This is a genomic window from Flavobacterium sp. (assembly GCF_965277525.1).
Classification (GTDB): domain Bacteria; phylum Bacteroidota; class Bacteroidia; order Flavobacteriales; family Flavobacteriaceae; genus Flavobacterium.
Genome location: NZ_CBDIDC010000006.1, coordinates 287,267 through 310,439, shown reverse-complemented (window position 1 = coordinate 310,439; position 23,173 = coordinate 287,267). Strand labels below are relative to the sequence as shown.

The 23,173-nt window shown below is 37.4% G+C and carries 18 protein-coding genes, 3 tRNA genes and 3 rRNA genes; 18 read left to right on the top strand and 6 right to left on the bottom strand.

Annotated elements, in window-relative coordinates; translation table 11 throughout:
• Window positions 1-446 precede the first annotated feature (446 nt).
• The 13 genes from ACQY44_RS16770 to ACQY44_RS16710 all read left to right on the top strand — a co-directional run bounded on the left by ACQY44_RS16770 (window position 447) and on the right by ACQY44_RS16710 (window position 12,605).
• Window positions 447-1,960: ribosomal RNA gene (locus ACQY44_RS16770) — 16S ribosomal RNA — on the top strand.
• 122 nt (window positions 1,961-2,082) lie between these two features.
• Window positions 2,083-2,156, top strand: a tRNA-Ile gene (locus ACQY44_RS16765).
• 110 nt (window positions 2,157-2,266) lie between these two features.
• Window positions 2,267-2,340 (top strand) — tRNA-Ala (locus tag ACQY44_RS16760).
• Between the two features lie 199 nt (window positions 2,341-2,539).
• Window positions 2,540-5,421: ribosomal RNA gene (locus tag ACQY44_RS16755) — 23S ribosomal RNA — on the top strand.
• A 184-nt stretch (window positions 5,422-5,605) separates the two neighbouring features.
• A 5S ribosomal RNA gene (rrf, locus tag ACQY44_RS16750) occupies window positions 5,606-5,715 on the top strand.
• Together the 16S, 23S and 5S rRNA genes with 2 tRNA genes alongside form the textbook arrangement of a ribosomal RNA operon.
• A 1,452-nt stretch (window positions 5,716-7,167) precedes the next feature.
• Window positions 7,168-7,731 (top strand): Crp/Fnr family transcriptional regulator, encoded by a 564-nt coding sequence (locus tag ACQY44_RS16745; RefSeq protein WP_428231447.1) that lies wholly within the window; start codon window positions 7,168-7,170, stop codon window positions 7,729-7,731.
• A 64-nt stretch (window positions 7,732-7,795) separates the two neighbouring features.
• Window positions 7,796-8,569, top strand: coding sequence for an acyl-ACP--UDP-N-acetylglucosamine O-acyltransferase (gene lpxA, locus ACQY44_RS16740; RefSeq protein ID WP_428231446.1), 774 nt, complete (start codon window positions 7,796-7,798; stop codon window positions 8,567-8,569).
• A 148-nt stretch (window positions 8,570-8,717) separates the two neighbouring features.
• Complete coding sequence (locus ACQY44_RS16735) at window positions 8,718-9,524, top strand: SDR family oxidoreductase (RefSeq protein ID WP_428231445.1); 807 nt, start codon at window positions 8,718-8,720, stop codon at window positions 9,522-9,524.
• A gap of 13 nt (window positions 9,525-9,537) precedes the next feature.
• Window positions 9,538-9,855 carry a hypothetical protein gene (locus ACQY44_RS16730; RefSeq protein WP_428231444.1) on the top strand — a complete coding sequence of 106 codons (318 nt, stop codon included), beginning with the start codon at window positions 9,538-9,540 and terminating at the stop codon, window positions 9,853-9,855.
• A gap of 29 nt (window positions 9,856-9,884) precedes the next feature.
• The gene (locus tag ACQY44_RS16725) at window positions 9,885-10,799 is read left to right on the top strand and encodes a helix-turn-helix domain-containing protein (RefSeq protein WP_428231443.1); all 915 of its coding nucleotides are present in this window, start codon (window positions 9,885-9,887) and stop codon (window positions 10,797-10,799) included.
• A gap of 3 nt (window positions 10,800-10,802) precedes the next feature.
• Entirely contained in the window at window positions 10,803-11,126 is a 324-nt protein-coding gene (locus ACQY44_RS16720) for a MazG-like protein (protein WP_428231442.1), read from the top strand.
• 96 nt (window positions 11,127-11,222) lie between these two features.
• Window positions 11,223-11,792, top strand: coding sequence for a Crp/Fnr family transcriptional regulator (locus ACQY44_RS16715; RefSeq protein ID WP_428231441.1), 570 nt, complete (start codon window positions 11,223-11,225; stop codon window positions 11,790-11,792).
• A 78-nt stretch (window positions 11,793-11,870) separates the two neighbouring features.
• Window positions 11,871-12,605: an SDR family NAD(P)-dependent oxidoreductase gene (locus tag ACQY44_RS16710; RefSeq protein ID WP_428231440.1), complete on the top strand. Its 735-nt coding sequence runs from the start codon at window positions 11,871-11,873 to the stop codon at window positions 12,603-12,605.
• A 64-nt stretch (window positions 12,606-12,669) separates the two neighbouring features.
• Here the strand turns inward: ACQY44_RS16710 and ACQY44_RS16705 are convergent, their stop codons facing one another.
• Window positions 12,670-13,539, bottom strand: coding sequence for a DMT family transporter (locus ACQY44_RS16705; RefSeq protein ID WP_428231439.1), 870 nt, complete (start codon window positions 13,537-13,539; stop codon window positions 12,670-12,672).
• 358 nt (window positions 13,540-13,897) lie between these two features.
• On the opposite strand from ACQY44_RS16705, the gene ACQY44_RS16700 reads away from it, so the two are divergent.
• Together ACQY44_RS16700 and ACQY44_RS16695 are read left to right on the top strand one after the other, a co-directional pair.
• Complete coding sequence (locus ACQY44_RS16700; protein WP_428231438.1) at window positions 13,898-14,506, top strand: class I SAM-dependent methyltransferase; 609 nt, start codon at window positions 13,898-13,900, stop codon at window positions 14,504-14,506.
• Between the two features lie 201 nt (window positions 14,507-14,707).
• A complete protein-coding gene (locus ACQY44_RS16695; protein WP_428231437.1) occupies window positions 14,708-15,232 on the top strand; it encodes a GNAT family N-acetyltransferase in 525 nt (174 codons plus the stop codon).
• A gap of 30 nt (window positions 15,233-15,262) precedes the next feature.
• Here the strand turns inward: ACQY44_RS16695 and ACQY44_RS16690 are convergent.
• A tRNA-Val gene (locus tag ACQY44_RS16690) sits at window positions 15,263-15,340 on the bottom strand.
• A 178-nt stretch (window positions 15,341-15,518) separates the two neighbouring features.
• On the bottom strand, window positions 15,519-16,745 hold the full coding sequence (locus ACQY44_RS16685; RefSeq protein WP_428231436.1) for a bifunctional folylpolyglutamate synthase/dihydrofolate synthase: 1,227 nt from the start codon (window positions 16,743-16,745) through the stop codon (window positions 15,519-15,521).
• Window positions 16,746-16,876: 131 nt separating this feature from the next.
• On the opposite strand from ACQY44_RS16685, the gene ACQY44_RS16680 reads away from it, so the two are divergent.
• Together ACQY44_RS16680 and ACQY44_RS16675 are read left to right on the top strand one after the other, a co-directional pair.
• Window positions 16,877-17,569, top strand: a complete 693-nt coding sequence (locus ACQY44_RS16680) for a MotA/TolQ/ExbB proton channel family protein (protein ID WP_428231435.1) — start codon at window positions 16,877-16,879, stop codon at window positions 17,567-17,569.
• A gap of 3 nt (window positions 17,570-17,572) precedes the next feature.
• Window positions 17,573-17,968, top strand: coding sequence for an ExbD/TolR family protein (locus ACQY44_RS16675; protein ID WP_428231434.1), 396 nt, complete (start codon window positions 17,573-17,575; stop codon window positions 17,966-17,968).
• A 527-nt stretch (window positions 17,969-18,495) separates the two neighbouring features.
• Here ACQY44_RS16675 and ACQY44_RS16670 read toward each other — a convergent pair.
• The 3 genes from ACQY44_RS16670 to ACQY44_RS16660 all read right to left on the bottom strand — a co-directional run bounded on the left by ACQY44_RS16670 (window position 18,496) and on the right by ACQY44_RS16660 (window position 21,523).
• Window positions 18,496-19,398, bottom strand: a complete 903-nt coding sequence (locus tag ACQY44_RS16670; protein WP_428231433.1) for an energy transducer TonB — start codon at window positions 19,396-19,398, stop codon at window positions 18,496-18,498.
• Window positions 19,399-19,574: 176 nt separating this feature from the next.
• Window positions 19,575-20,801 (bottom strand): Glu/Leu/Phe/Val dehydrogenase dimerization domain-containing protein, encoded by a 1,227-nt coding sequence (locus tag ACQY44_RS16665; RefSeq protein WP_428231432.1) that lies wholly within the window; start codon window positions 20,799-20,801, stop codon window positions 19,575-19,577.
• Window positions 20,802-20,947: 146 nt separating this feature from the next.
• The gene (locus ACQY44_RS16660; protein ID WP_428231431.1) at window positions 20,948-21,523 is read right to left on the bottom strand and encodes a chalcone isomerase family protein; all 576 of its coding nucleotides are present in this window, start codon (window positions 21,521-21,523) and stop codon (window positions 20,948-20,950) included.
• A gap of 484 nt (window positions 21,524-22,007) precedes the next feature.
• Between ACQY44_RS16660 and ACQY44_RS16655 the strand changes: the two genes are divergently transcribed.
• Window positions 22,008-23,150, top strand: a complete 1,143-nt coding sequence (locus ACQY44_RS16655; protein WP_072960457.1) for an acyl-CoA dehydrogenase — start codon at window positions 22,008-22,010, stop codon at window positions 23,148-23,150.
• Window positions 23,151-23,173: the final 23 nt, after the last annotated feature.

The following is a 23,173-nucleotide window of genomic DNA, read 5'->3' as shown; positions in this document are numbered from 1 at the left end:
GAGTGTACTTTTGCACCCGCAACAACGACAGACGTTCACTGAAATACTGGCAGGCACAACGAATCAAAACTGAGAATTTATTTTCAAAAAAGATTTCAAAAAGCTTGCGAGATTTGAAAACAGATGTTACCTTTGCACCCCGCAAAATACGGAAAGTTCATTGATAGGCTGGTTGGGAGATGAGAAGAAAAGGAAAAGAAATTTTCTAAAAAAAACTTCAAAATTTACTTGCCGGTTAAAATAAATTTTCTACTTTTGCACCCGCTTTGAGAAACAAGCGCTATTAAAAAAGAAGACACGTTCGTAGACATATTGAATTGACAGCCGCTTTAACAGAGATGTTAGGGCAAAAGAATAAAGAGTAAGATAATCGAGAGATTAGAAAAGAACCGATAGAGACTGATTCGAATAACAATACGATCTGATTCAAATCAGATCAACAATATACGATGAAGAGTTTGATCCTGGCTCAGGATGAACGCTAGCGGCAGGCTTAACACATGCAAGTCGAGGGGTATAAGTCTTCGGATTTAGAGACCGGCGCACGGGTGCGTAACGCGTATGCAATCTACCTTTTACAGAGGGATAGCCCAGAGAAATTTGGATTAATACCTCATAGTATAGCAGTTTCGCATGAAACCACTATTAAAGTCACAACGGTAAAAGATGAGCATGCGTCCCATTAGCTAGTTGGTAAGGTAACGGCTTACCAAGGCTACGATGGGTAGGGGTCCTGAGAGGGAGATCCCCCACACTGGTACTGAGACACGGACCAGACTCCTACGGGAGGCAGCAGTGAGGAATATTGGACAATGGGCGCAAGCCTGATCCAGCCATGCCGCGTGCAGGATGACGGTCCTATGGATTGTAAACTGCTTTTATACGAGAAGAAACACTACTTCGTGAAGTAGCTTGACGGTATCGTAAGAATAAGGATCGGCTAACTCCGTGCCAGCAGCCGCGGTAATACGGAGGATCCAAGCGTTATCCGGAATCATTGGGTTTAAAGGGTCCGTAGGCGGTTTAATAAGTCAGTGGTGAAAGCCCATCGCTCAACGGTGGAACGGCCATTGATACTGTTAGACTTGAATTATTAGGAAGTAACTAGAATATGTAGTGTAGCGGTGAAATGCTTAGAGATTACATGGAATACCAATTGCGAAGGCAGGTTACTACTAATTGATTGACGCTGATGGACGAAAGCGTGGGTAGCGAACAGGATTAGATACCCTGGTAGTCCACGCCGTAAACGATGGATACTAGCTGTTGGGAGCAATTTCAGTGGCTAAGCGAAAGTGATAAGTATCCCACCTGGGGAGTACGTTCGCAAGAATGAAACTCAAAGGAATTGACGGGGGCCCGCACAAGCGGTGGAGCATGTGGTTTAATTCGATGATACGCGAGGAACCTTACCAAGGCTTAAATGTAGATTGACCGTTTTGGAAACAGAACTTTCGCAAGACAATTTACAAGGTGCTGCATGGTTGTCGTCAGCTCGTGCCGTGAGGTGTCAGGTTAAGTCCTATAACGAGCGCAACCCCTGTTGTTAGTTGCCAGCGAGTCAAGTCGGGAACTCTAACAAGACTGCCAGTGCAAACTGTGAGGAAGGTGGGGATGACGTCAAATCATCACGGCCCTTACGCCTTGGGCTACACACGTGCTACAATGGCCGGTACAGAGAGCAGCCACTGGGCGACCAGGAGCGAATCTATAAAACCGGTCACAGTTCGGATCGGAGTCTGCAACTCGACTCCGTGAAGCTGGAATCGCTAGTAATCGGATATCAGCCATGATCCGGTGAATACGTTCCCGGGCCTTGTACACACCGCCCGTCAAGCCATGGAAGCTGGGGGTGCCTGAAGTCGGTGACCGCAAGGAGCTGCCTAGGGTAAAACTGGTAACTAGGGCTAAGTCGTAACAAGGTAGCCGTACCGGAAGGTGCGGCTGGAACACCTCCTTTCTAGAGCCTCGAGTGTTAGCAGTAATGCACGCTGAGGAAAAAAGAAGAAGCTTTAAAGGTTTTGATTTTAAGACTATTTTACTCTTGCTGTTAGTTCAAATAATAAATTTTAAGAATAAGAGTGTCTCGTAGCTCAGCTGGTTAGAGTACTACACTGATAATGTAGGGGTCGACAGTTCGAGTCTGTCCGAGACAACTATTTTGCTCTTAAAAAAAGGAAATTCTGGAAGTTGGAATTCACCAAAAGAGATTAGAGAAGAATTCAAGAATCTAAAATCTGAATTCTACAATCTAAGATTGAAAAATGGGGGATTAGCTCAGCTGGCTAGAGCGCCTGCCTTGCACGCAGGAGGTCAACGGTTCGACTCCGTTATTCTCCACAAATTTAGTCGAAAGACTAAAGTCTGAAAGTCAAAAGTATGACTTTATGACCTTAGGCTTTACAACTTTCGACATAAATAAAGTTCATTGACATATTGAGATAAGAAAATAATAAAAAGTAGAAAGCGTTTTTTGTTATAAGTAGCAATACGAATAATAAAAGACAAAAAAAACGGTCATATTAATTTATGATTGGTACAATAAGCAAAATAAGGGCGTATGGGGGATGCCTTGGCTCTCAGAGGCGATGAAAGGCGTGATAAGCTGCGAAAAGCTGCGGGGACGGGCACACACCGATTGATCCGCAGATACCTGAATGGGGCAACCCACTATGTTGAAGACATAGTACACCGATAGGTGGGCAAACCCGCTGAACTGAAACATCTAAGTAGGCGGAGGAGAAGAAAACAAAAGTGATTCCGTAAGTAGTGGCGAGCGAACGCGGATTAGCCCAAACCAATGATGTTACGGCATTGTTGGGGTTGTAGGACCACGATATTTTATGCATGCAGAACCGGAAGTTACTGGAAAGTGACACCATAGAGGGTGATAGTCCCGTACGGGTAATAAATGTAATAGATAGTGGTATCCTGAGTAGGGCGGGGCACGTGAAACCCTGTCTGAATTTGGCGGGACCATCCGCTAAGGCTAAATACTCCTGAGAGACCGATAGTGAACCAGTACCGTGAGGGAAAGGTGAAAAGAACCGTGAATAACGGAGTGAAATAGATCCTGAAACCATACGCTTACAAGCGGTCGGAGCCCTTTCGTGGGGTGACGGCGTGCCTTTTGCATAATGAGCCTACGAGTTAACGTTGCTGGCAAGGTTAAGTGGTTTAGCCACGGATCCGTAGCGAAAGCGAGTCTGAATAGGGCGCTTTAGTCAGTAGTGTTAGACGCGAAACCGTGTGATCTACCCATGGGCAGGATGAAGCTGTGGTAACACATAGTGGAGGTCCGAACCGGTTGACGTTGAAAAGTCTTCGGATGACCTGTGGGTAGGGGTGAAAGGCCAATCAAACTCGGAAATAGCTCGTACTCCCCGAAATGCATTTAGGTGCAGCGTTAGTTATAAAGTTATATAGAGGTAGAGCTACTGATTGGATGCGGGGGCTTCACCGCCTACCAATTCCTGACAAACTCCGAATGCTATATAATGTTCACTAACAGTGAGGGCTTGGGTGCTAAGGTCCAAGTCCGAGAGGGAAAGAACCCAGACCATCAGCTAAGGTCCCCAAATATATACTAAGTTGAAAGAACGAGGTTTGTCTGCCCAGACAGCTAGGATGTTGGCTTGGAAGCAGCCATTCATTTAAAGAGTGCGTAACAGCTCACTAGTCGAGCGGACGAGCATGGATAATAATCGGGCATAAGTATATTACCGAAGCTATGGATTTAGAGTTTACTCTAAGTGGTAGGGGAGCATTCTAACAGGGTTGAAGGTGTGTCGTAAGGCATGCTGGACTGGTTAGAAAAGAAAATGTAGGCATAAGTAACGATAATGCGGGCGAGAAACCCGCACACCGAAAAACTAAGGTTTCCACAGCTATGCTAATCAGCTGTGGGTTAGTCTGGTCCTAAGGCGAACCCGAAAGGGACAGTCGATGGCTAACGGGTTAATATTCCCGTACTACTAATTACTGTGATGGGGTGACGGAGTGATGAAAGCGCCGCGAACTGACGGAATAGTTCGTTGAAGTACCTACCTATAAGATCTGCAGGCAAATCCACAGATCTTGGGGAAATACGATAGTACTCGGAGTCTTCGGACAAAGAGATAGTGCGCCTAAGGGCTTCCAAGAAAAACCTCTAAACTTCAGGTAATTAGTACCAGTACCGTAAACCGACACAGGTAGTTGAGGAGAGAATCCTAAGGTGCTCGAGAGATTCATGGCTAAGGAATTAGGCAAAATAGACCTGTAACTTCGGGAGAAAGGTCGCCAGCGCAAGCTGGCCGCAGTGAAGAGGTCCAGGCGACTGTTTATCAAAAACACAGGGCTCTGCAAAATCGTAAGATGAAGTATAGGGCCTGACACCTGCCCGGTGCTGGAAGGTTAAGAGGAGATGTTATCTTCGGAGAAGCATTGAATTGAAGCCCCAGTAAACGGCGGCCGTAACTATAACGGTCCTAAGGTAGCGAAATTCCTTGTCGGGTAAGTTCCGACCTGCACGAATGGTGTAACGATCTGGACACTGTCTCAGCCATGAGCTCGGTGAAATTGTAGTAACGGTGAAGATGCCGTTTACCCGCAGTGGGACGAAAAGACCCTGTGCACCTTTACTATAGCTTAGTATTGACCTTGGATAAATGATGTGTAGGATAGGTTGGAGACTGTGAAGTGGCGTCGCCAGGCGTTGTGGAGTCATTGTTGAAATACAACCCTTTGTTTATCTGAGGCCTAACCCCGTTTTGCGGGGGACATTGCTTGGTGGGTAGTTTGACTGGGGTGGTCGCCTCCAAAAGAGTAACGGAGGCTTCTAAAGGTTCCCTCAGTACGCTTGGTAACCGTGCGTAGAGTGCAATGGCATAAGGGAGCTTGACTGAGAGACATACAGGTCGATCAGGTACGAAAGTAGAGCATAGTGATCCGGTGGTTCCGCATGGAAGGGCCATCGCTCAAAGGATAAAAGGTACGCCGGGGATAACAGGCTGATCTCCCCCAAGAGCTCATATCGACGGGGGGGTTTGGCACCTCGATGTCGGCTCGTCACATCCTGGGGCTGGAGAAGGTCCCAAGGGTTGGGCTGTTCGCCCATTAAAGTGGCACGCGAGCTGGGTTCAGAACGTCGTGAGACAGTTCGGTCTCTATCTACTGTGGGCGTTAGAAATTTGAGTGGATCTGATTCTAGTACGAGAGGACCGAATTGGACAAACCTCTAGTGTATCTGTTGTTCCGCCAGGAGCATCGCAGAGTAGCTACGTTTGGAAGGGATAAGCGCTGAAAGCATATAAGCGCGAAACCCACCACAAGATGAGATTTCTTTTAAGGATCGTGGAAGATGACCACGTTGATAGGCTATAGATGTAAAGGCAGTAATGTCATAGTCGAGTAGTACTAATAATCCGTAAGCTTATGTACACCCTTTTCCCCACACTACGGTGTGGGGAAGAAACTTTCTAAAAATAGTAAATAAAAGTACTTTTCTTTATCTCAGTATGTTAAGATATTTGCCCGTCGCGGGCAGTCTTTTAGTCAAAAGATAAAAGTCATAAAGTCGAAAGGCTTTATAACTTTAAGAACTTTGACTTTAGACTAACAACCTTAAGGTGGTTATTGCGGCGGGGCTCACCTCTTCCCATCCCGAACAGAGTAGTTAAGCCCGCCTGCGCAGATGGTACTGCAGTTATGTGGGAGAGTATGTCGTCGCCTTTCTTTTAAGAATCCTTCCCGATTTATCGGGAGGGATTTTTTGTTTTACAAAATACTGCAGTTATGCGGGAGCCCCGATAGCTATCGGGGGTCGTCGCCTTTCTTTTAAGAATCCTTCCCGATTTATCGGGAGGGATTTTTTGTTTTACAAATAATGCAGTTATGCGGGAGCCCCGATAGCTATCGGGGGTCGTCGTCTTTCTTTTAAAGAATCCTTCCCGGTTTATCGGGAGGGATTTTTTGTTTTACAAATACTGCAGTTATGTGGGAGCCCCGATAGCTATCGGGGGTCGTCGCCTTTCTTTTAAGAATCCTTCCCGATTTGTCGGGAGGGATTTTTTGTTTTACAAAATACTGCAGTTATGCGGGAGCCCCGATAGCTATCGGGGATCGTCGCCTTTCTTTTAAGAATCCTTCCCGATTTATCGGGAGGGATTTTTTGTTTTACAAAACACTGCAGTTATATGGGACCCCCGATAGCTATCGGGGGTCGTCGCCTTTCTTTTAAAGAATCCTTCCCGATTTATCGGGAGGGATTTTTTGTTTTACAAATACTGCAGTTATGCGGGAGCCCCAATAGCTATCGGGGGGCATCGCCTTTCTTTTAAAGAATCCTTCCCGGTTTATCGGGAGGGATTTTTTGTTTTACAAAATACTGCAGTTATGCGGGAGCCCCGATGCTATCGGGGGTCGTCGCCTTTATTTTAAAGAATCCTTCCTGATTTATCGGGAGGGATTTTTTATTTTACAAAATACTGCAGTTATGCGGGAGCCCCGATAGCTATCGGGGGTCGTTGCCTTTCTTTTAAAGAATCCTTCCCGATAAATCGGGAGGGAATTTTTTGTTTTATATGGGTTGGTAATTTGACTGCAAGGATCGCAAGGAAGTTTTAGAATCTACTGAAAACCGCAAAGTTCGCAAGGCTTAATTTTACAGTTTTGCGAACTTTACGGTTTTACTTTGGGGGCTTTGCGGTAAAAAAATCTATTTATCAGAATTATGACAATATATTGTGAGCTCCGATAGTTCAAACCACTGGCAAGGTTTGCGAAATTCTATAAATCGCCTGGTAAGCTTTTGCAGGTATAATACTTTGGAATTTGGATTTTTAAAATTTGAAATTTCTCTTTATCGAAGACTGCGTTAGGGATGGAAGCGGTATCCTTTTGCGATACTAAAACCCCTCTGGCGAAGCAAACCAATACCGCTATCGCAAAAGATTTAGCGTACAGCCCGACCCGAAGGGAAACGCCATGGCTACTATTATTTTAAGTGTGTTTTTTAGCTTTTATTGGAGTTTTTGTGTGATAATAGATAAAGAGGAAAAAGTGCTTCCAAATCTCCTCTTTTTACTTCGGCTAATTGTTGGGTAGAATAATTCTCAACCAATGAAATGTGTTTTTGGATTATTCTTAAATTATATTGATAAATTTGTTTTCGCAATAGTTTAGATCATGACAGAATTATTAAATTTAATCAATAACTTTCAGGTGTTAGATCTAGAAACAGAGCAGGCGATAAGCAGGTACTTTGTTGAAGAAAGATTTGAAAAGAATGAAGTTATTATTCGTGAAGGTAAAATCTGTTCAAAGATTTATTTTATTAAGTCGGGTTTGGTTCGGAGGTTTTGTTTGGAGGGAGGAATCGAAGTGACCAAATGGATTTATACCGATAATCAATTTATTACATCTTTGAGTAGTTTTTTTGAGAAGAAACCTTCTTTTGAAACTTTTCAGGCCTCAGAAGAAACTATAGTGTACTCTCTGTCTTATCACGATGAACAAATTCTATTGGAATACCCATTGTTTGCTAAATTTCATATCAAATTACTTAGGCTTTATCTTTCTAAATTAAATGAATTTCATCATTTGTATGCGTCAATGAACGCTAAAGAAAAATATTTATACCTCCTGAATTTACTTCCTCAAATTATATTAAAAGCTAAATTGAAACATGTTGCATCATTGATTGGTGTGAGCCCCGAAACATTAAGTAGAATCAGAAGTGAAATTACTTGACTGTAGGTCAATAAAAAAGTTTTTATTCTTTTCAATATTTGTATTCTATATAAAATAGATAAAATTGAAAAATAGTATAATAGGAAAAAAGGCTTTCATTGGTAATAATGTATATATTGGAAATTTTACAACGATTGAAAACGATGTTGTAATTGGAGATAATTCCTGGATTGGAAATAATGTAAATATTTTGAGTGGTACCAGGATTGCAGAAAACTGTCAAGTTCATGCTGGTGCTGTTTTAGGTGGAATACCGCAAGATTTAAAGTACAAGGGAGAATATACGTTGCTCGATATTGGAGGTGATAGTGTTATTAGAGAATTTGTTACGATTAACAAAGGAACTGCGTCTAAAGGAAGAACTGTAATTGGTCAGGGTAATTTAATTATGGCAAATTCTCATATTGGTCATGATTGTTGTATAGGAGATAATTGTATTATTGGTTTTAATGTTGGGATGGCCGGAGAAGTAATCGTTGGTGATTGCGCTAACATAAGTGGTTTGACAGCAATACATCAGTTCTCAATTATTGGGGAACATTGTATGATTAGCGGAATGAGTCGCGTTGTAAAAGATGTTCCGCCTTATATAATTGCAGCCCGTGAACCTTTAAGCTATGTTGGATTGAATATTACAGGATTAAATAGAAGAGGGTTCGCAAGTGATAAGATAAGGGAGTTAAAAGATATTTATCGCATTGTTTTTGAGGAAAAACGTAATATTACTTTTGCTTTAGAATCAATAGAGCAAAATTTTGTGCCAACATTAGAACGCGACAGGATTATTGCTTTTATTAAACAATCAACAAGGGGTATTATAAAAAGAACCATTTTTTGATAACGGATTTGGAATCAATAGAAAACTTTTGTTATTAGTAAGCCAATTATCTGCTCTCGTCATTTTGGCTAATGCAAACATCAAAATGGCTACATTCTCAGTCGTACTTCTTTAGACTTTTGTATTGTAATTTTAAAACAATAAAAAAATGCAAAAGACAATTTTTATCACAGGGACTTCATCGGGTTTGGGAAAATCTACAGCAAAATTATTTCAGCTTAAAGGCTGGCGCGTGATAGCCACAATGCGTAATCCTGAAAAGGAAACCGAATTAAATAAACTTAAAGATGTAATACTACTTCCTTTGGATGTGACCAATCCGGAGCAAATTATTTCGACAATAGAACAAGTCACTCATTTGTATTCAGTGGATGTTGTGATGAATAATGCGGGTTATGGTCTGATTGGTGTGTTGGAATCTTTAGACGATAAACAAATACAACGTCAGATAACGACTAATCTGCTTAGTGTTATTAGAGTTTCTAAAGCTTTCACGTCTCACTTTCGTGAAAAGAGGAGCGGTACGTTTATTAATATTACTTCTACTTTTGGATTGATGGGATTTCCAACTTGTTCCATTTATAGTGCGACTAAATTTGCTGTCGACGGTTTTTCAGAAAGCATGTCTTATGAATTGGCTCAATTTGGGATACAAGTAAAAATTATTGCGCCCGGAGGAATGCAAACTGACTTTGCTGTTCGGTCTATGGAACTGGGGCAACATGAAGCTTATGAAAAATTAAGTGAGGAAGTGAGTAAAGGGTATAGTGCTGAGAAAATTAGTAATTATACAAAAGTGGAAGATATAGCTGAAATTGTCTATCAAGCGGCTACGGACCAAAAAAATCAATTGCGATATGTTGCGGGTGATGATGCTAATTTATTGTATGATGAACGACTAAAATCGGGTATTGAAACACAGGTTCAGAATATTAAAACAATGTTTACTTTTTAAATTTTAGACAAATATGAAAAATCAAGCTACAGAACTGACTACCTTTAAATTAAATAATTGTACAATACTACAATTTATTGCAGCTAATCAAGAGGTTGATGAATTTTTGAAACGACAAAAAGGATTTGTTTCCAGAAGTATTTTTGAATTGAAAAAAGATGTTGTCTATGATCTTTTGGTATGGGAAAGTACTGAAGATGGTACAAATGCCATGCATAAATTGATGACAGAACTAAGTGATGCTGCTGTTCACGATCTAATTGATCAAAGTACGGTAAGTTGGAATATTGCACCAATAGAGCATTTTGTAAGTTTGTGTAATAAGGATTAGAAAAAGGGAGGTATAACGAATTCAGTATCATGAAAAATCAGCCTAAAATATTCAGCACTATAGCTGAACTGCATACTGCTATGGGGCAGCCGAAACCCATGCATCCGCTTATTAGTATTCTGAATTACGGAGAAGCTATTTTTGATGCAAAGGATTTTGAACAGGGAATTATTTTAGATTATTACAAGATTTCTTTTAAAACTCATTTTAAAGGAAAGCTTCGATATGGTCACGATTTTTATGATTTTGAAGAAGGCGGAATGTCTTTTGTTTCTCCCGGGCAAGTTTTGAAGATGCAGGATGAAGAAGCAGATTATAGCGGAATGTCCTTGCATATTCATCCTGATTTTATTCGTCCATATTCTTTAAATAGTAACATTAAAAAATATGGCTTTTTTAATTATTCAGCTTCTGAAGCTTTGTATTTGTCAGAGAAAGAGAAGGAAACTATTTTGGGTGTTTTTGGATCTATTCAGAATGAGCTAAATGAGCGGATAGATCACTTTAGTCAGGATGTAATTATATCACAAATCGAATTGTTGCTAAATTATAGTAATCGTTTTTATAATAGACAGTTTCTTACCCGTAAAGCCTTTAATCATGACGTACTGGCTAAATTAGAAACGGTAATAAATGATTATTTTGATGACGAAAAAACGTTATTAAATGGAGTATTAACTGTTCAGTTTCTAGCAGAACAATTGAGTTTGTCTCCCAGATATCTCAGTGATTTGCTGCGAAATGTTTCTGGACAAAATACTCAACAGTTTATTCATGACAAATTAATCGAGAAAGCAAAAGAATATATTGCAACAGGTACTTTGTCAGTTTCAGAGATTGGATATAAATTAGGATTCGAGCATCCCCAATCTTTTAATAAATTGTTTAAGAAAAAAACAAATCTCAGTCCAATTGCATTCAAAGAATTATTCAATAAAAATTAAATTATGGCATCACTAAATTTTGAACAACTGAAAGAACGTTCTTTAAAAATAAGACAGCGTTATCACGAATTAGAGCTTACACATCATGGAACTGAATGGACTGTCGAAGAAGATGCATTGGCTTTTTTAACGGATGCAGGCTTGGTAGGACGTTACGTCATGTCGCAACAAGGAAGATGGCCAAAAGAAAATACCGAAGAAGAATTGAAGCATAAAATAGGAGAATCTATATGGTGGCTTACGATTTTGGCAGAAAGGATGAATATTAATATAGAAGAAGTCACCGAAGCATTTTTGGTTCAAACAGAAAAGTTAACGGGGAATTAGCGGATCAATCGTAACTCACTTTTTTGAATTTGTTGTTTGTGTTATTTTTTGTCAAATGACAAATTCTGTAAAAATAACTTTGATTACCTTGGTGCTATGAAAGTATTTATAGATTATATTTTGCAGTTCGGAAATTTAAACCAACAACAAATTGATTTAATTCTCACGAAAGGAACTGAACTAGAGCTTAAGAAGGATGAATATTTCTCGGAAGCAGGAAAAGTAGCGCAGCAAGTAGGTTTTATTTTAGATGGAATTATACGCGTTTGTTATTACAACAACAAGGGCGAAGAAATCACCAAATATTTTATTGAAGAAAATAATCTGGTGGTAGATTTGGAAAGTTTTGACAACGAAATTTGCTCAAATGCTTACGTGCAGGCAATCACTGATTGCAAACTATTGGTTTTTTCCAGAAAAGACTGGCAGGAACTTTTAGATACGATTATTCCGTGGGAAGCAATTGTGCACAAAATTATTTCAAAAGCATTGAGGCAAAAAGTAGAAAGAAGAAGTCCTTTGGTGTCAGAAGATGCGACAACGCGCTATCTTATGTTTCTGAAAATTTATCCCAATGTCATCAACAGGATCCCGTTATCTTACATTGCCTCCTATTTAGGTGTTACCCAATCTTCTTTGAGCAGAATTAGAAAAAACATACGTTAAAAATGCTTTTTGTCAAATGGCAAATGGTTTTGTCTGTAAACGAATCACCTTTGCTTTAATAATTTAAAACGAAAAAAAATGGATTCAGTATTAATTACAGGAGCAAATAGAAGCATTGGTTTAGAGCTGGTAAAAGAATTTTCTAAAAAAGGATTGTTCGTTTATTTAGGTACTCGTGATCTTGAAAAAGGACAGGCAGTAGTAAAAGAGTTAAGCGCCAACGGATTTCAAAACATCAAACCCATTCAAATTGATGTTACCAATCCGGACACAATTGTGGCAGCTAAGAATATTGTAGAAAGGGAACAGGGAAAATTAGATGTCCTGATTAACAACGCAGGAATTAGCGGCGAACTTCCTCAAAGTGCTTTAGACACATCTATTGCGGATATTCAGAATGTATTTGACACAAATTTCTTTGGCGTTATCAGTGTAACACAAGTGTTTTTAGACTTGCTTAAAAAATCTGAAAGCCCAAGAATCACTAATATTACTTCAGGATTAGGATCTTTGACTTTGCACAGCGATCCAAACTGGAAGTATTATAATTTTAAAGCCACAAGTTATGTTACTTCAAAGGCAGCTTTGAATGCTTATACTATCGTATTGGCTTATGAATTGAAAGATTCATTTAAAATAAATGCAATTGACCCGGGTTATACTGCAACAGATTTCAATCATCATAGTGGTCCCGGTTCAGTAGGGAGTGCTGCAGCTTTTATTCTTAAACATACGCTTACAGATGAAAACGGACCTACGGGACAATTTTTTAGTAATGATATAGAAGATGAAACCGGAATAAGCCCTTGGTAAATAAAAGAAGATTATTCTAAATAAAGAAACCTCCAAAATCAATGACTTTGGAGGTTTCTTTGTTTTATTTCTTTTTTCTTAATGAAATAATGGTTTGCAGAATGACCGAAATCATTACGAAAAACAATCCGATATAAAATGATTTGCTCATTTCTTTGCCTTCATTAAAAAATAGAAATGCTAAAATTATAGCATAAATAGGTTCCAGATTAAAGGTAAGATTGGTAGTAAAAGCCGGTATTTTTTTTAATGCTTCTGCAAATAAAACGTAAAGTCCTACCGTACAAAATAAGGATAATAATATCAGGTAGAAGAAATCACTCTCATTCGGAATTAAACTTGAAACAGGAAAAAAAATGAGATACAAAGGCATTAAAACTCCCAGACAAATTGTGCCTCCAATCATCTGATAGTAATTGATGATTTTGCTGTCATATGTTTTTACCAATCGTTCGTTGTAAATCGTATAAAGCGCGGCAAATGCAGATGAAATACAGCCTAAAATAATTCCCGCATGATAAGAACTGTCAAAATGAAAAATCAAACTGATTCCAAATAGCGTTATGGCACTAAAGAGCAATTGAGAAAAAATGAGTCTGTTTTTATTGAGGAGCGGTTCAAAGATTGCTGTAAAAAAGCTCGTTAAACAATAGCAAACGACACCAATAGAAATGTTAGAATATTTGATACTGGCGTAAAAAAACACCCAATGAATGGCTATAAAAACACCAATTTTAGCGATATTTAGTTTTTCCTGGATATTGATTTGTGCCAATGTCCTGGTCAGCCTGATAAGAAAAAATAAAATAATGGCAGAAAAGAAGGTTCTGTACCAAACTAAAAGACCTTCATTAAGAGAAATGAGTTTACCAAAAATACCGGTAAAGCCCGAAAGTAGTACAGCTAAGTGTAACTTTAAATAGGATTTTTTCATGAAAATTGTCTGCCCGAAACCGAACAAGATTTAATTAATTACTAGTTAAATATGAAGTATACAGAATCAGTTGATGTAAAAATCAACTTGTAACTTCATCTCATTTTAGAAAGAAATTAAACTCTTGGCGGAGGAAGACAACCTTTTCTGTTCATTGTTTTTATTTTTTCAAATGTATGAAAATTTGAAGCGTACTCTAAATTTGACGAGTTTTTTTTCTGCAGTATGATAATGAAGGGCAATCGGGGAATTTTTATATTGTAATCATAATTGTTAATGCAATTTTGTTGCGATAATTTAAATTATTGCTAACTTTGGCTGAAGTGCGTAAAAAGCAAAAAAAATAAATAAAAAAACGATGGCAGAATTCTGGGAAGATAATTTTATTGAAAAACAGGAAATGTGGGGGTTTGAGCCATCAAAGTCAGCACTATCGACAAAGGATTTTTTTATTGAGAATTCAGTTAAGAACATTCTCATTCCGGGAATTGGATACGGAAGAAATGCTCAGGTTTTTAGGGATGAGGGAATAACGGTAACGGGAATTGAAATATCAAAAACGGCTATTGAACTTGCAAAGAAACATTACGGGGCGGATCTGAACATTTACCACGGTTCTGTAACTGATATGCCTTTTGATAGTAATAAATACGATGGGATATTTTGTTATGCCTTAATTCATTTATTAGATAGTAAAGACAGGAAAAAACTAATTCAGGATTGTTACAATCAATTATCAGAGAACGGATATATGGTTTTTACTGTTATTAGCAAAGAAGCTCAGACTTATGGTAAAGGTAAATTTATGAGCAAAGATCGCTACGAAATATTCGACGGAGTACAAATGTTCTTTTATGATAGAGAATCAGTTCACGAAGAGTTTGGTAAGTTTGGATTGTTTGAGATTATAGAACTTGATGAGAGTTTTCCGTTTTTTATGATTAAATGCAAAAAGATTAAATTGTAGTACAATATATTTATATTGCGAAAAAACAGATGAAAATGGAAAGAGGAACTGAAAACTTAATAATTTTCAGGTAAAATTTATATTGGAAGATAATCAGGTAAAAGGCATCGAAGTGCGTAAAGCCTTTTTAGAAAAATACAATTGGTGTAATTCTAATTATGAAGACCAGGTTCTTCTCTTAGTAAAGTAAATATTTTTATAATGGAGTTTAATTCAAGCATAGTAATTAATACAAATCGATTAATTTTTGAGCCGATTCATGAAAAATATATTGATGATATCAATTTAAGCTTTACACAAGAAGTCACAAAGTACATGCCTTTTAATCCCAATGGAGATAAAAATGAAATCATAAATTTTGTAGAGAGCGCTAAGAAAAAATTAATTCAAAAAACGGATATTGTTTTTGTAGTTCTTAATTTAAAAAGAGAATTCCTTGGTTGCTGTGGAATACATAACATTAATAAAGAATCTGTTGAACTTGGATTATGGTTGAAAAAAGAATATCAAAATCAAGGTTTTGGAACAGAGATAATCAATGTTTTAATTGATTTTGTAGAACAAAATTTTGAGTTTAATTATATAATTTATCCTGTTGATAAAGAAAATATTAGAAGCAGGAAAATTCCTGAGAAACTTGGCTTTCTACCTTTTGAAACTTATAAAAAGAAAAAAAATGATTTGATTGATCTTCATATTATAGAATTTCGAAAATATAAGCCATAAAAAAACTCCTTAATTTCTTAAGGAGTTTTTTGGTGGGCGATGAGGGGTTCGAACCCCCGACCCCCTCGGTGTAAACGAGGTGCTCTGAACCAGCTGAGCTAATCGCCCTATTTTATTAGGTTGCTATCGTTTGTGATTGCGAGTGCAAATATAAGGCACTTTTTCAGTTCTGCAAACAAAAACCGCTAAAAATTTAAAGTTTTTTTAAAGTTTTTTCTATCTCGTTGTAATTGAATTTATTATAAAATACGTTTTTTTAGTCTTTTTCTGATAATTTAAAATTTTGCTAGTTTAATGGTAATTCCGCAACAACAAAAGTACTTCCGCCAACATAAATAAAATCATTTTGTGAGGCATTTTGCTTCGCGGCAGCGAAAGCTTCGGCTACAGAATCATATTTCTCTCCTGATAAATCATATTTTTTAGCCGATTCTTTTAAGATTTCAGTGGCTAAACCTCTTGACGAGTCAGGTCTGCAAAAATAGTATTGTGCATTTTTAGGAAAAAGCGGTAAAATAGAATCCAGGTCTTTGTCATTTACAACTCCCAAAACAATATGTAGATTGTCAAAAGTTTCTTTCTGAATCTGATTCATTACAACGGCTAATCCGTGTTTGTTATGTGCCGTGTCGCAAATAATTTTAGGATTTTCGCCCAATTGCTGCCATCTGCCCAGTAAACCTGTATTCTTTACAACATTCAATAAGCCTTCTTGTAGACTTTCGTTTGAAACTTTAAATTCATTTTGTGAATTCAAAACGGCAATCGTTTGTTGAACGGTTTTCTTATTATGAAATTGGTAATCTCCAATTAAATCAGAAAGAAAAATTTCTGAAATCAAATCAGAGGCAAAATAGATGGGGGCTTTATTTTCTTCGGCTTTAGCCAAAAATACCGGTTGAGTCTCATTCGTATATTCACCAATAACAACAGGCACATTTGGTTTTATGATGCCAGCTTTTTCACCTGCAATGGCTTCGAGCGTATTGCCTAAAAACTGGGTATGATCTAAACCAATATTTGTTATTACCGAAACCAAAGGTGTAATGATATTAGTTGCGTCAAGTCTTCCGCCCAAACCAACTTCGATAATAGCAATGTCAGTTTCCTCAAAAGCAAAATAATCAAAAGCCAAACCTACAGACATTTCGAAAAAACTCATATCATTAGCTTCAAAAAAGGCTTTATGTCTGGCAACGAATTCACAAACAAAATCTTCTGAAATTTCTGCACCGTTAATTTTGATTCTCTCTCTGAAATCTTTTAAGTGAGGCGAAGTATACAATCCCACTTTATATCCCGCTTCCTGCAAAACCGAAGCCAGCATATGCGAAGTAGAGCCTTTGCCATTTGTTCCCGCAACATGAATGCATTTTAGCTGATTTTCAGGATGATCAAGATGTGCCGCCAATAACTTAATATTGGTCAAATCCTCCTTATATGCCGAAGCGCCTTGAAGTTGGTACATTGGGAGTTGATTAAACATCCAATTCGTAGTTTCCTGATAGTTCATGTATTTAGGATAAAATAGTTGTCGATTGAAATAATTTTCGATTTTTTTAGTTTTATATTAGAGCGAAAATTATCTTTATTGCAAATTTCAAATATTTTTTAGAATTAATTATTAAAAACCAGAATTAATATATGTTTAGTTTTATTCAATTACAAACAGATACCATTGCAAACGCATCTAACGTAGTTATCGAAAAAATTGCACCAAATACGGAGATCTCTGTTTTAGGATTTATCTTAAAGGGAGGTTTTTTCCTGATTCCAATCGCTATCTTATTGTTCTACACTTTTTATGTTATCATAGAACGTTATTTATATATTAGTAAAGCTTCCAGAATTGATGCCAGATTAATGCAGGATGTTGGGGATAAACTGAATGCCGGAAATATCGAATTGGCCAGAACAATTGTCGAGAGAAGTAATACTGCAGCCGGAAATATATTGAAAGAAGGGGTTTTAGTGATCGGAAGACCAATTGCAGAAATTGAATCAAACATGGACCGTGCTGCCGATATCGAAATTGGTGAAATGGAAAGACGTTTAGGTCACTTAGGGCTTATTGCCGGTATTGCGCCAACATTAGGTTTTATTGGAACAATTTCCGGAGTTATTAAGATTTTCTACAGTATCTCAGTTACAGAGAATATTAGTATCGGAAACATTTCCGGAGGTTTATACGAGAAAATGATCAGTTCAGGATCAGGTCTTATTGTAGGTATTATTGCCTATAGTGCTTACCACTTACTGAACGGAAAAATTGATGATTTTGCTTTAAAAATCCAAAAACAAATATTAGAATTTGTCAATATAATTCAAAGAGCATAAGGTATGTCTATTAAGAGAAAAAGAAGATTTCATGCCGAAGTGGCGACTTCATCATTAAGTGATATTATGTTTTTCCTGCTGTTGTTTTTTCTTATTATTTCAACGCTTGCAAATCCTAATGTTATTAAAATGACGTTGCCGAAAGCGAAATCAAATGAAAAAACCAATAAGCAACTCATCAGCTTATCAGTTACCGAAGATAAAAAGTTCTACATTGACAAAGAGCCGGTTGAATTTGAAAATCTGGAAACCAGTTTAATGTCGAAAATAGGAGCAGATAAAGATCAAACCGTTGTTGTTAGAATTCCGTTTAATTTGCAGGTACAGGATTTAGTCGATGTATTGCAAATAGGAGTGAAGAACAATTTAAAGTTTGTGATTGCTACAAGTCCGAAGTAAAAATATCATTAGGGCGTGACCACAATAAAAAAATGGGCGAATCAGCATAACGTTGATTCGCCCATTTTTTTATTGTGGTCGGGCTATCCGGGCTACTGCGGTAGCTTCCTTCTATCCCTCACGCGGAAAAAAAGAGAGAGAATAGAGTAAAGAGAATAGAGTAAAGAGAATAGAGTAAAGAGAATAGAGTAAAGAGAATAGAGTAAAGAGAATAGAGTAAAGAGAATAGAGTAAAGAGAATAGAGTAAAGAGTAAAGAGTAAAGAGTAAAGAGTAAAGAGTAAAGAGTAAAGAAGAAAGAGTAGCTGTAGAGTATGTCATTTCGACGAAGGAGAAATCCTCGTGAGAAGCTCTACAAAGATTGGATTTTCGTTGGGGAGTTATTTGTGTGTCCTTCGACTTCGGCCAGGATGACAATCTAATCATAAAATATTAGAATAAAGACAATAGAAAAAAGGCTTTCTGAATGTTTCAGAAAGCCTTTTTTTATGTTTATTACAATTAATGTAAATCAGTGAAATTGGTGTTTTAATCCAAACTGAAATTATAAATAATCTTACCTACTTGTTTTGCCGGTGCATCGGCATCAGCATCCCATTTGGTATTCATGGCTGCAATTTTGGCCTGATCCAGTAAACATCTTGCTGTATTTGTTGTTCCTTTTATTCCTGGCGTTGCACTTATTGTTTTTCCGTTTTGGTCTACGGTAACTTCTACAACTACTTTTCCGGCTTCATCACAGGTATATTTTGGTGCCGGTTTTGATAATGCTCTTCTGTTTCCTAAAGAATATCCTGATCCGCCACCAGAACCTCCGCCGCTTCCGGCTCCGTAACCGCTTCCAGTACCAATGCCATTTCCTGTACCATTTCCTCCGCCTGTTCCGCCTCCGGAACCACCGCTACCGTAATATCCGTTAGAACTTAAACTTCCGCCTGCTTTTCCTTTATTTCCTGCCACTTTATCATCGCCGTCACCACCTTTGTTAGAACCTTTTAAAATGCTTGATAAAGCATCGTTTGTAGAATTAGAAACTTTTGGTTTTTCAGGAACAGGTTTTGCTTCCGGTTTTACAACTGGTGTAGCTTTTTTAGGCTTTTCTTTTGTCGGGATAACAACATCATTCTTATCTTCTGCTGTATTTTCCTGCGTAATAACTGCTTCGTCGGGAGTTGCTTTTGCAGGAGCTTGTTTGGTTTCATTTTTTACATTCAGAACTTCGCTTTTATAGTTTGCTCCGGAGCCTAAATCGCTGTCTCCAAAGTTTACCGTTACGCCGCCACCGCCACCGCCAGCAGCAAGTGCTGAATTATTTTCAGGATTATATGGAGGCCAAAAGCGAATGAAAAATAGAAGCAATAGTAATACAGCATAAATAGCTGTAGATATTAATAGCGATTTCTTTTTGTCTGAAGAATCCGTAAAAGTCATTTTGATTCTGAGTTTTGTAATTGTATTTAATAAAAACGTTTAAAAGTAGTAAAAATTGTTTAGAAACAAAGAGAGAATTTAACCGCAAAACGTGCAAGGGTTTACGCACTTTGCGGTTAAACAAAAAAAACGAGCCAAAGATTATTTGACTCGTTTAGAATTAAAGTATAAAAAGTTTATACTAGTTGTTTCAATGCAATTTCAAAAGCGGTTGCACTAATATTGGTTTTAGATGGATTTAAAGCGTGGGCTTTTACAATCGCATTTTTTATAATTTCAGAAGTATCATTAAAGATCGCTTCATCTGTCATTTGAACTTTTTTCTCCATAAAATAAGCAAAAACCCTTGCCATTCCGCAGTTTGAGATAAAATCCGGAATCAAACTTACTTTATGATCTACTTCTTCCATGATCGAACCAAAGAAAATTTCTTTGTCTGCAAAAGGAACATTCGCTCCACAAGAAATAACTTCTAATCCGTTAGCAATTAAACTATCGATTTGGGTTTGTTGTACCAATCTTGAAGCAGCGCATGGTGTGAAGATTTCAGCACCAATTGTCCATATTTTTGAATTGATTTCGTCAAACGGAATCATATTGTCAGCGACTAATTTGTTTCCGTCTTTATTTAAAAATAGCGTTTTAATTTCTTCAAAAGAAAAGCCTTCTTCTTTAATTAATCCTCCGTCACGATCGATAATTCCGATAACTTTTGCTCCCATTTCGGCTAAGTAAAAAGCAGCTGCAGAACCTACGTTTCCAAAGCCCTGAACGATTGCTTTTTTACCTTTGATGTCTCCGCCATAAGTGGCATAAAAATGACGTACCGCTTCGGCAACGCCATAACCTGTAATCATGTCGGCAATGGTATATTTTCGGGTTACATCCGGAGAGAATTTAGGATTTTCGATAACCTTAATTACCCCCTGACGTAATTGACCAATTCTATTTATTTTATCTGCTTCGGTTGGTTTAAAATGTCCGTTAAAAACACCTTCCTGCGGATGCCAGACACCACATTCTTCTGTCATAGGGATTACTTCGTGAATTTCATCAACATTTAAATCTCCACCGGTTCCGTAATAACTTTTTAATAAAGGTGAAACGGCTTTGTACCAACGCTGTAAAACGCCTTTTTTGCGAGGATCATTAGGATCAAAATTAATTCCGGATTTAGCGCCTCCAATTGCAGGTCCCGAAACTGAAAATTTTACTTCCATGGTTTTGGCCAATGATAAAACTTCATTCATATCTAAGCCTTTTCTCATTCTTGTTCCTCCACCTGCAGCTCCTCCGCGAAGTGAATTAATAACAGTCCAGCCTTCAGCTTCTGTCTCAGAATCTTTCCAGTTAAAAACAATTTCAGGTGCTTTATTTTCAAATTGCTGTAATAAATCTTTCATTTTGTTGAGATATGTTTAGTTTGTGTAAAAGTATAAAATAGAATAATGCGAATAATGTATTTCATGGCAATTTTAACAAACAAAAAAAAGAAAGCCGAAAACAATGCGTTTTCGGCTTTACGATTCTATAAAAATTAGGATAATTATTATATTCCTAATAAATGTTTTTTCAACGTTTCGTCAACCGGTTTGTCAGAAAGCCAGATGCCGAATAATGCTTTTTTGAAATCAAATCCGGAAACTTTTCCTTTTAGAACTTCGTTTTTATACACATTGATTGTTTGGTCAAGCGGATTATATCCTAAAATAAAAACATCTTTTTCTGTAATAGGATCGCTCAGCAGTTTTTTAAATTCTTCTATTCTGGGGCGTAATTCTTCAAGATTGTTTCCTGCAGATTTTTCGAAACCAGTATTCATTGCTTTCGTTAGTTTGTTTGAAGAAACCATAGAAGATGTAATCTCGATACGAATTGCCATTTCAGTATCGCTGTCGATAATAAATTGCGGATCCTGACTTAATTGTGATAGGTATAGTGCCTGAACATAAACTTCGAGCCACATTTTAGATCTTCCTCCGGCTCCGTTAAGTTGTAAAGTTTTGCTTTGAAATTCAATTTTTCGCGGAACTGTAACTCCGTTTACCTCTAATTGGTTTTGGGCAAAGATTGTAGAAAAAGGTATGATTAAAAGGAGTATCAGTAGTGGTAAAATCTTTTTCATATTCTGTCAATTTTATAATTTTTAGGCAAAAATAATGTTAATTTCTTAATTATTGGTCATTATTAAGTATGTTTTTTTATTCTGTAATTTGTTTTTTTTTGGACCTATGATATTAATAATCAAATTAGTAAGACTAGTTTTACGTACTTTTACGTGTTTTGTGAATTGTTTAATCATTTTAGAATTGTAGTATACATTAAACTTTAAGTTTTACGCTGTTTTTAACTGTGTTTATATTCTTAATTTTTATAGAAAACATTGCAAACTTAGCGTGTGTATTGCTAAATTTCATCATTATTACGAAAACGATATCGTAATTGTTGCTGATCTATTAAATTTATATGCGCGCATTGTTAATTTCACATTTAAAAATTATCTTTGAAAGCCTTTTTAAGGAAATAAAACAATTCAAAAAACAAAAATAACCATCATCTAAATCAAATATTTGAAATTGGGTTTAGCAAAACAATAAAATAAGATAACTATGGATTTCAATCTTACCGAAGAACATTTAATGATTCAACAAGCCGCCAGAGATTTTGCTCAAAACGAATTGTTGCCGGGTGTCATTGAGCGTGACGAAAAACAAATTTTTCCGACAGAGCAAGTAAAAAAAATGGGGCAATTAGGGTTCATGGGAATGATGGTTGATCCTAAATACGGAGGAAGTGGTTTAGATGCGATTTCATACGTAATTGCGATGGAAGAAATTTCGAAAGTAGATGCATCTGCTTCTGTAGTGATGTCTGTAAATAATTCTTTAGTTTGTTGGGGGCTACAGGAATTTGGAACCGAAGAACAAAAACAAAAATACCTGCCGGGTTTAGCATCCGGTGAAATTCACGGAGCATTTTGTCTAAGTGAGCCGGAAGCCGGAAGTGATGCAACTTCGCAAAAAACTACTGCAGTAGATATGGGAGATCACTATATCGTAAACGGAACAAAAAACTGGATTACAAACGGAAATACCGCATCAGTTTATCTGGTAATTGCCCAAACGCATCCGGAGTTAAAGCATAAGGGAATTAATGCTTTGATTATGACCAAAGATATGCCGGGTTTCTCTATTGGTCCAAAAGAACAAAAAATGGGAATCCGTGGTTCTGATACACATTCGTTAATGTTTAGCGATGTAAAAGTACCTAAGGAAAACAGAATTGGTGAAGATGGTTTCGGATTCAAATTTGCAATGAAAACACTTGCAGGCGGACGTATCGGGATTGCATCTCAGGCTTTGGGAATTGCATCCGGAGCTTATGAGCTGGCTTTGAAATATTCTAAAGAACGTAAAGCTTTTGGAACAGAGATTTGCAATCACCAGGCAATTGCTTTTAAACTGGCAGATATGGCAGTAAACATAGAAGCAGCGCGTCATTTGTGTATGAAAGCAGCCTGGGATAAAGACCAGCATAAAAACTATGATGTAAGTGGGGCTATGGCAAAATTATTTGCTTCGCAAGTGGCAATGGATACGGCTGTAGAAGCGGTTCAGATTCACGGAGGAAATGGTTATGTAAAAGAATATCATGTAGAACGTTTTATGCGTGATGCAAAAATTACCCAGATTTATGAAGGAACTTCTGAAATTCAGAAAATTGTAATTTCAAGATCCGTTATCGCAGGATAATTTTATATTAAGAATATAATAAA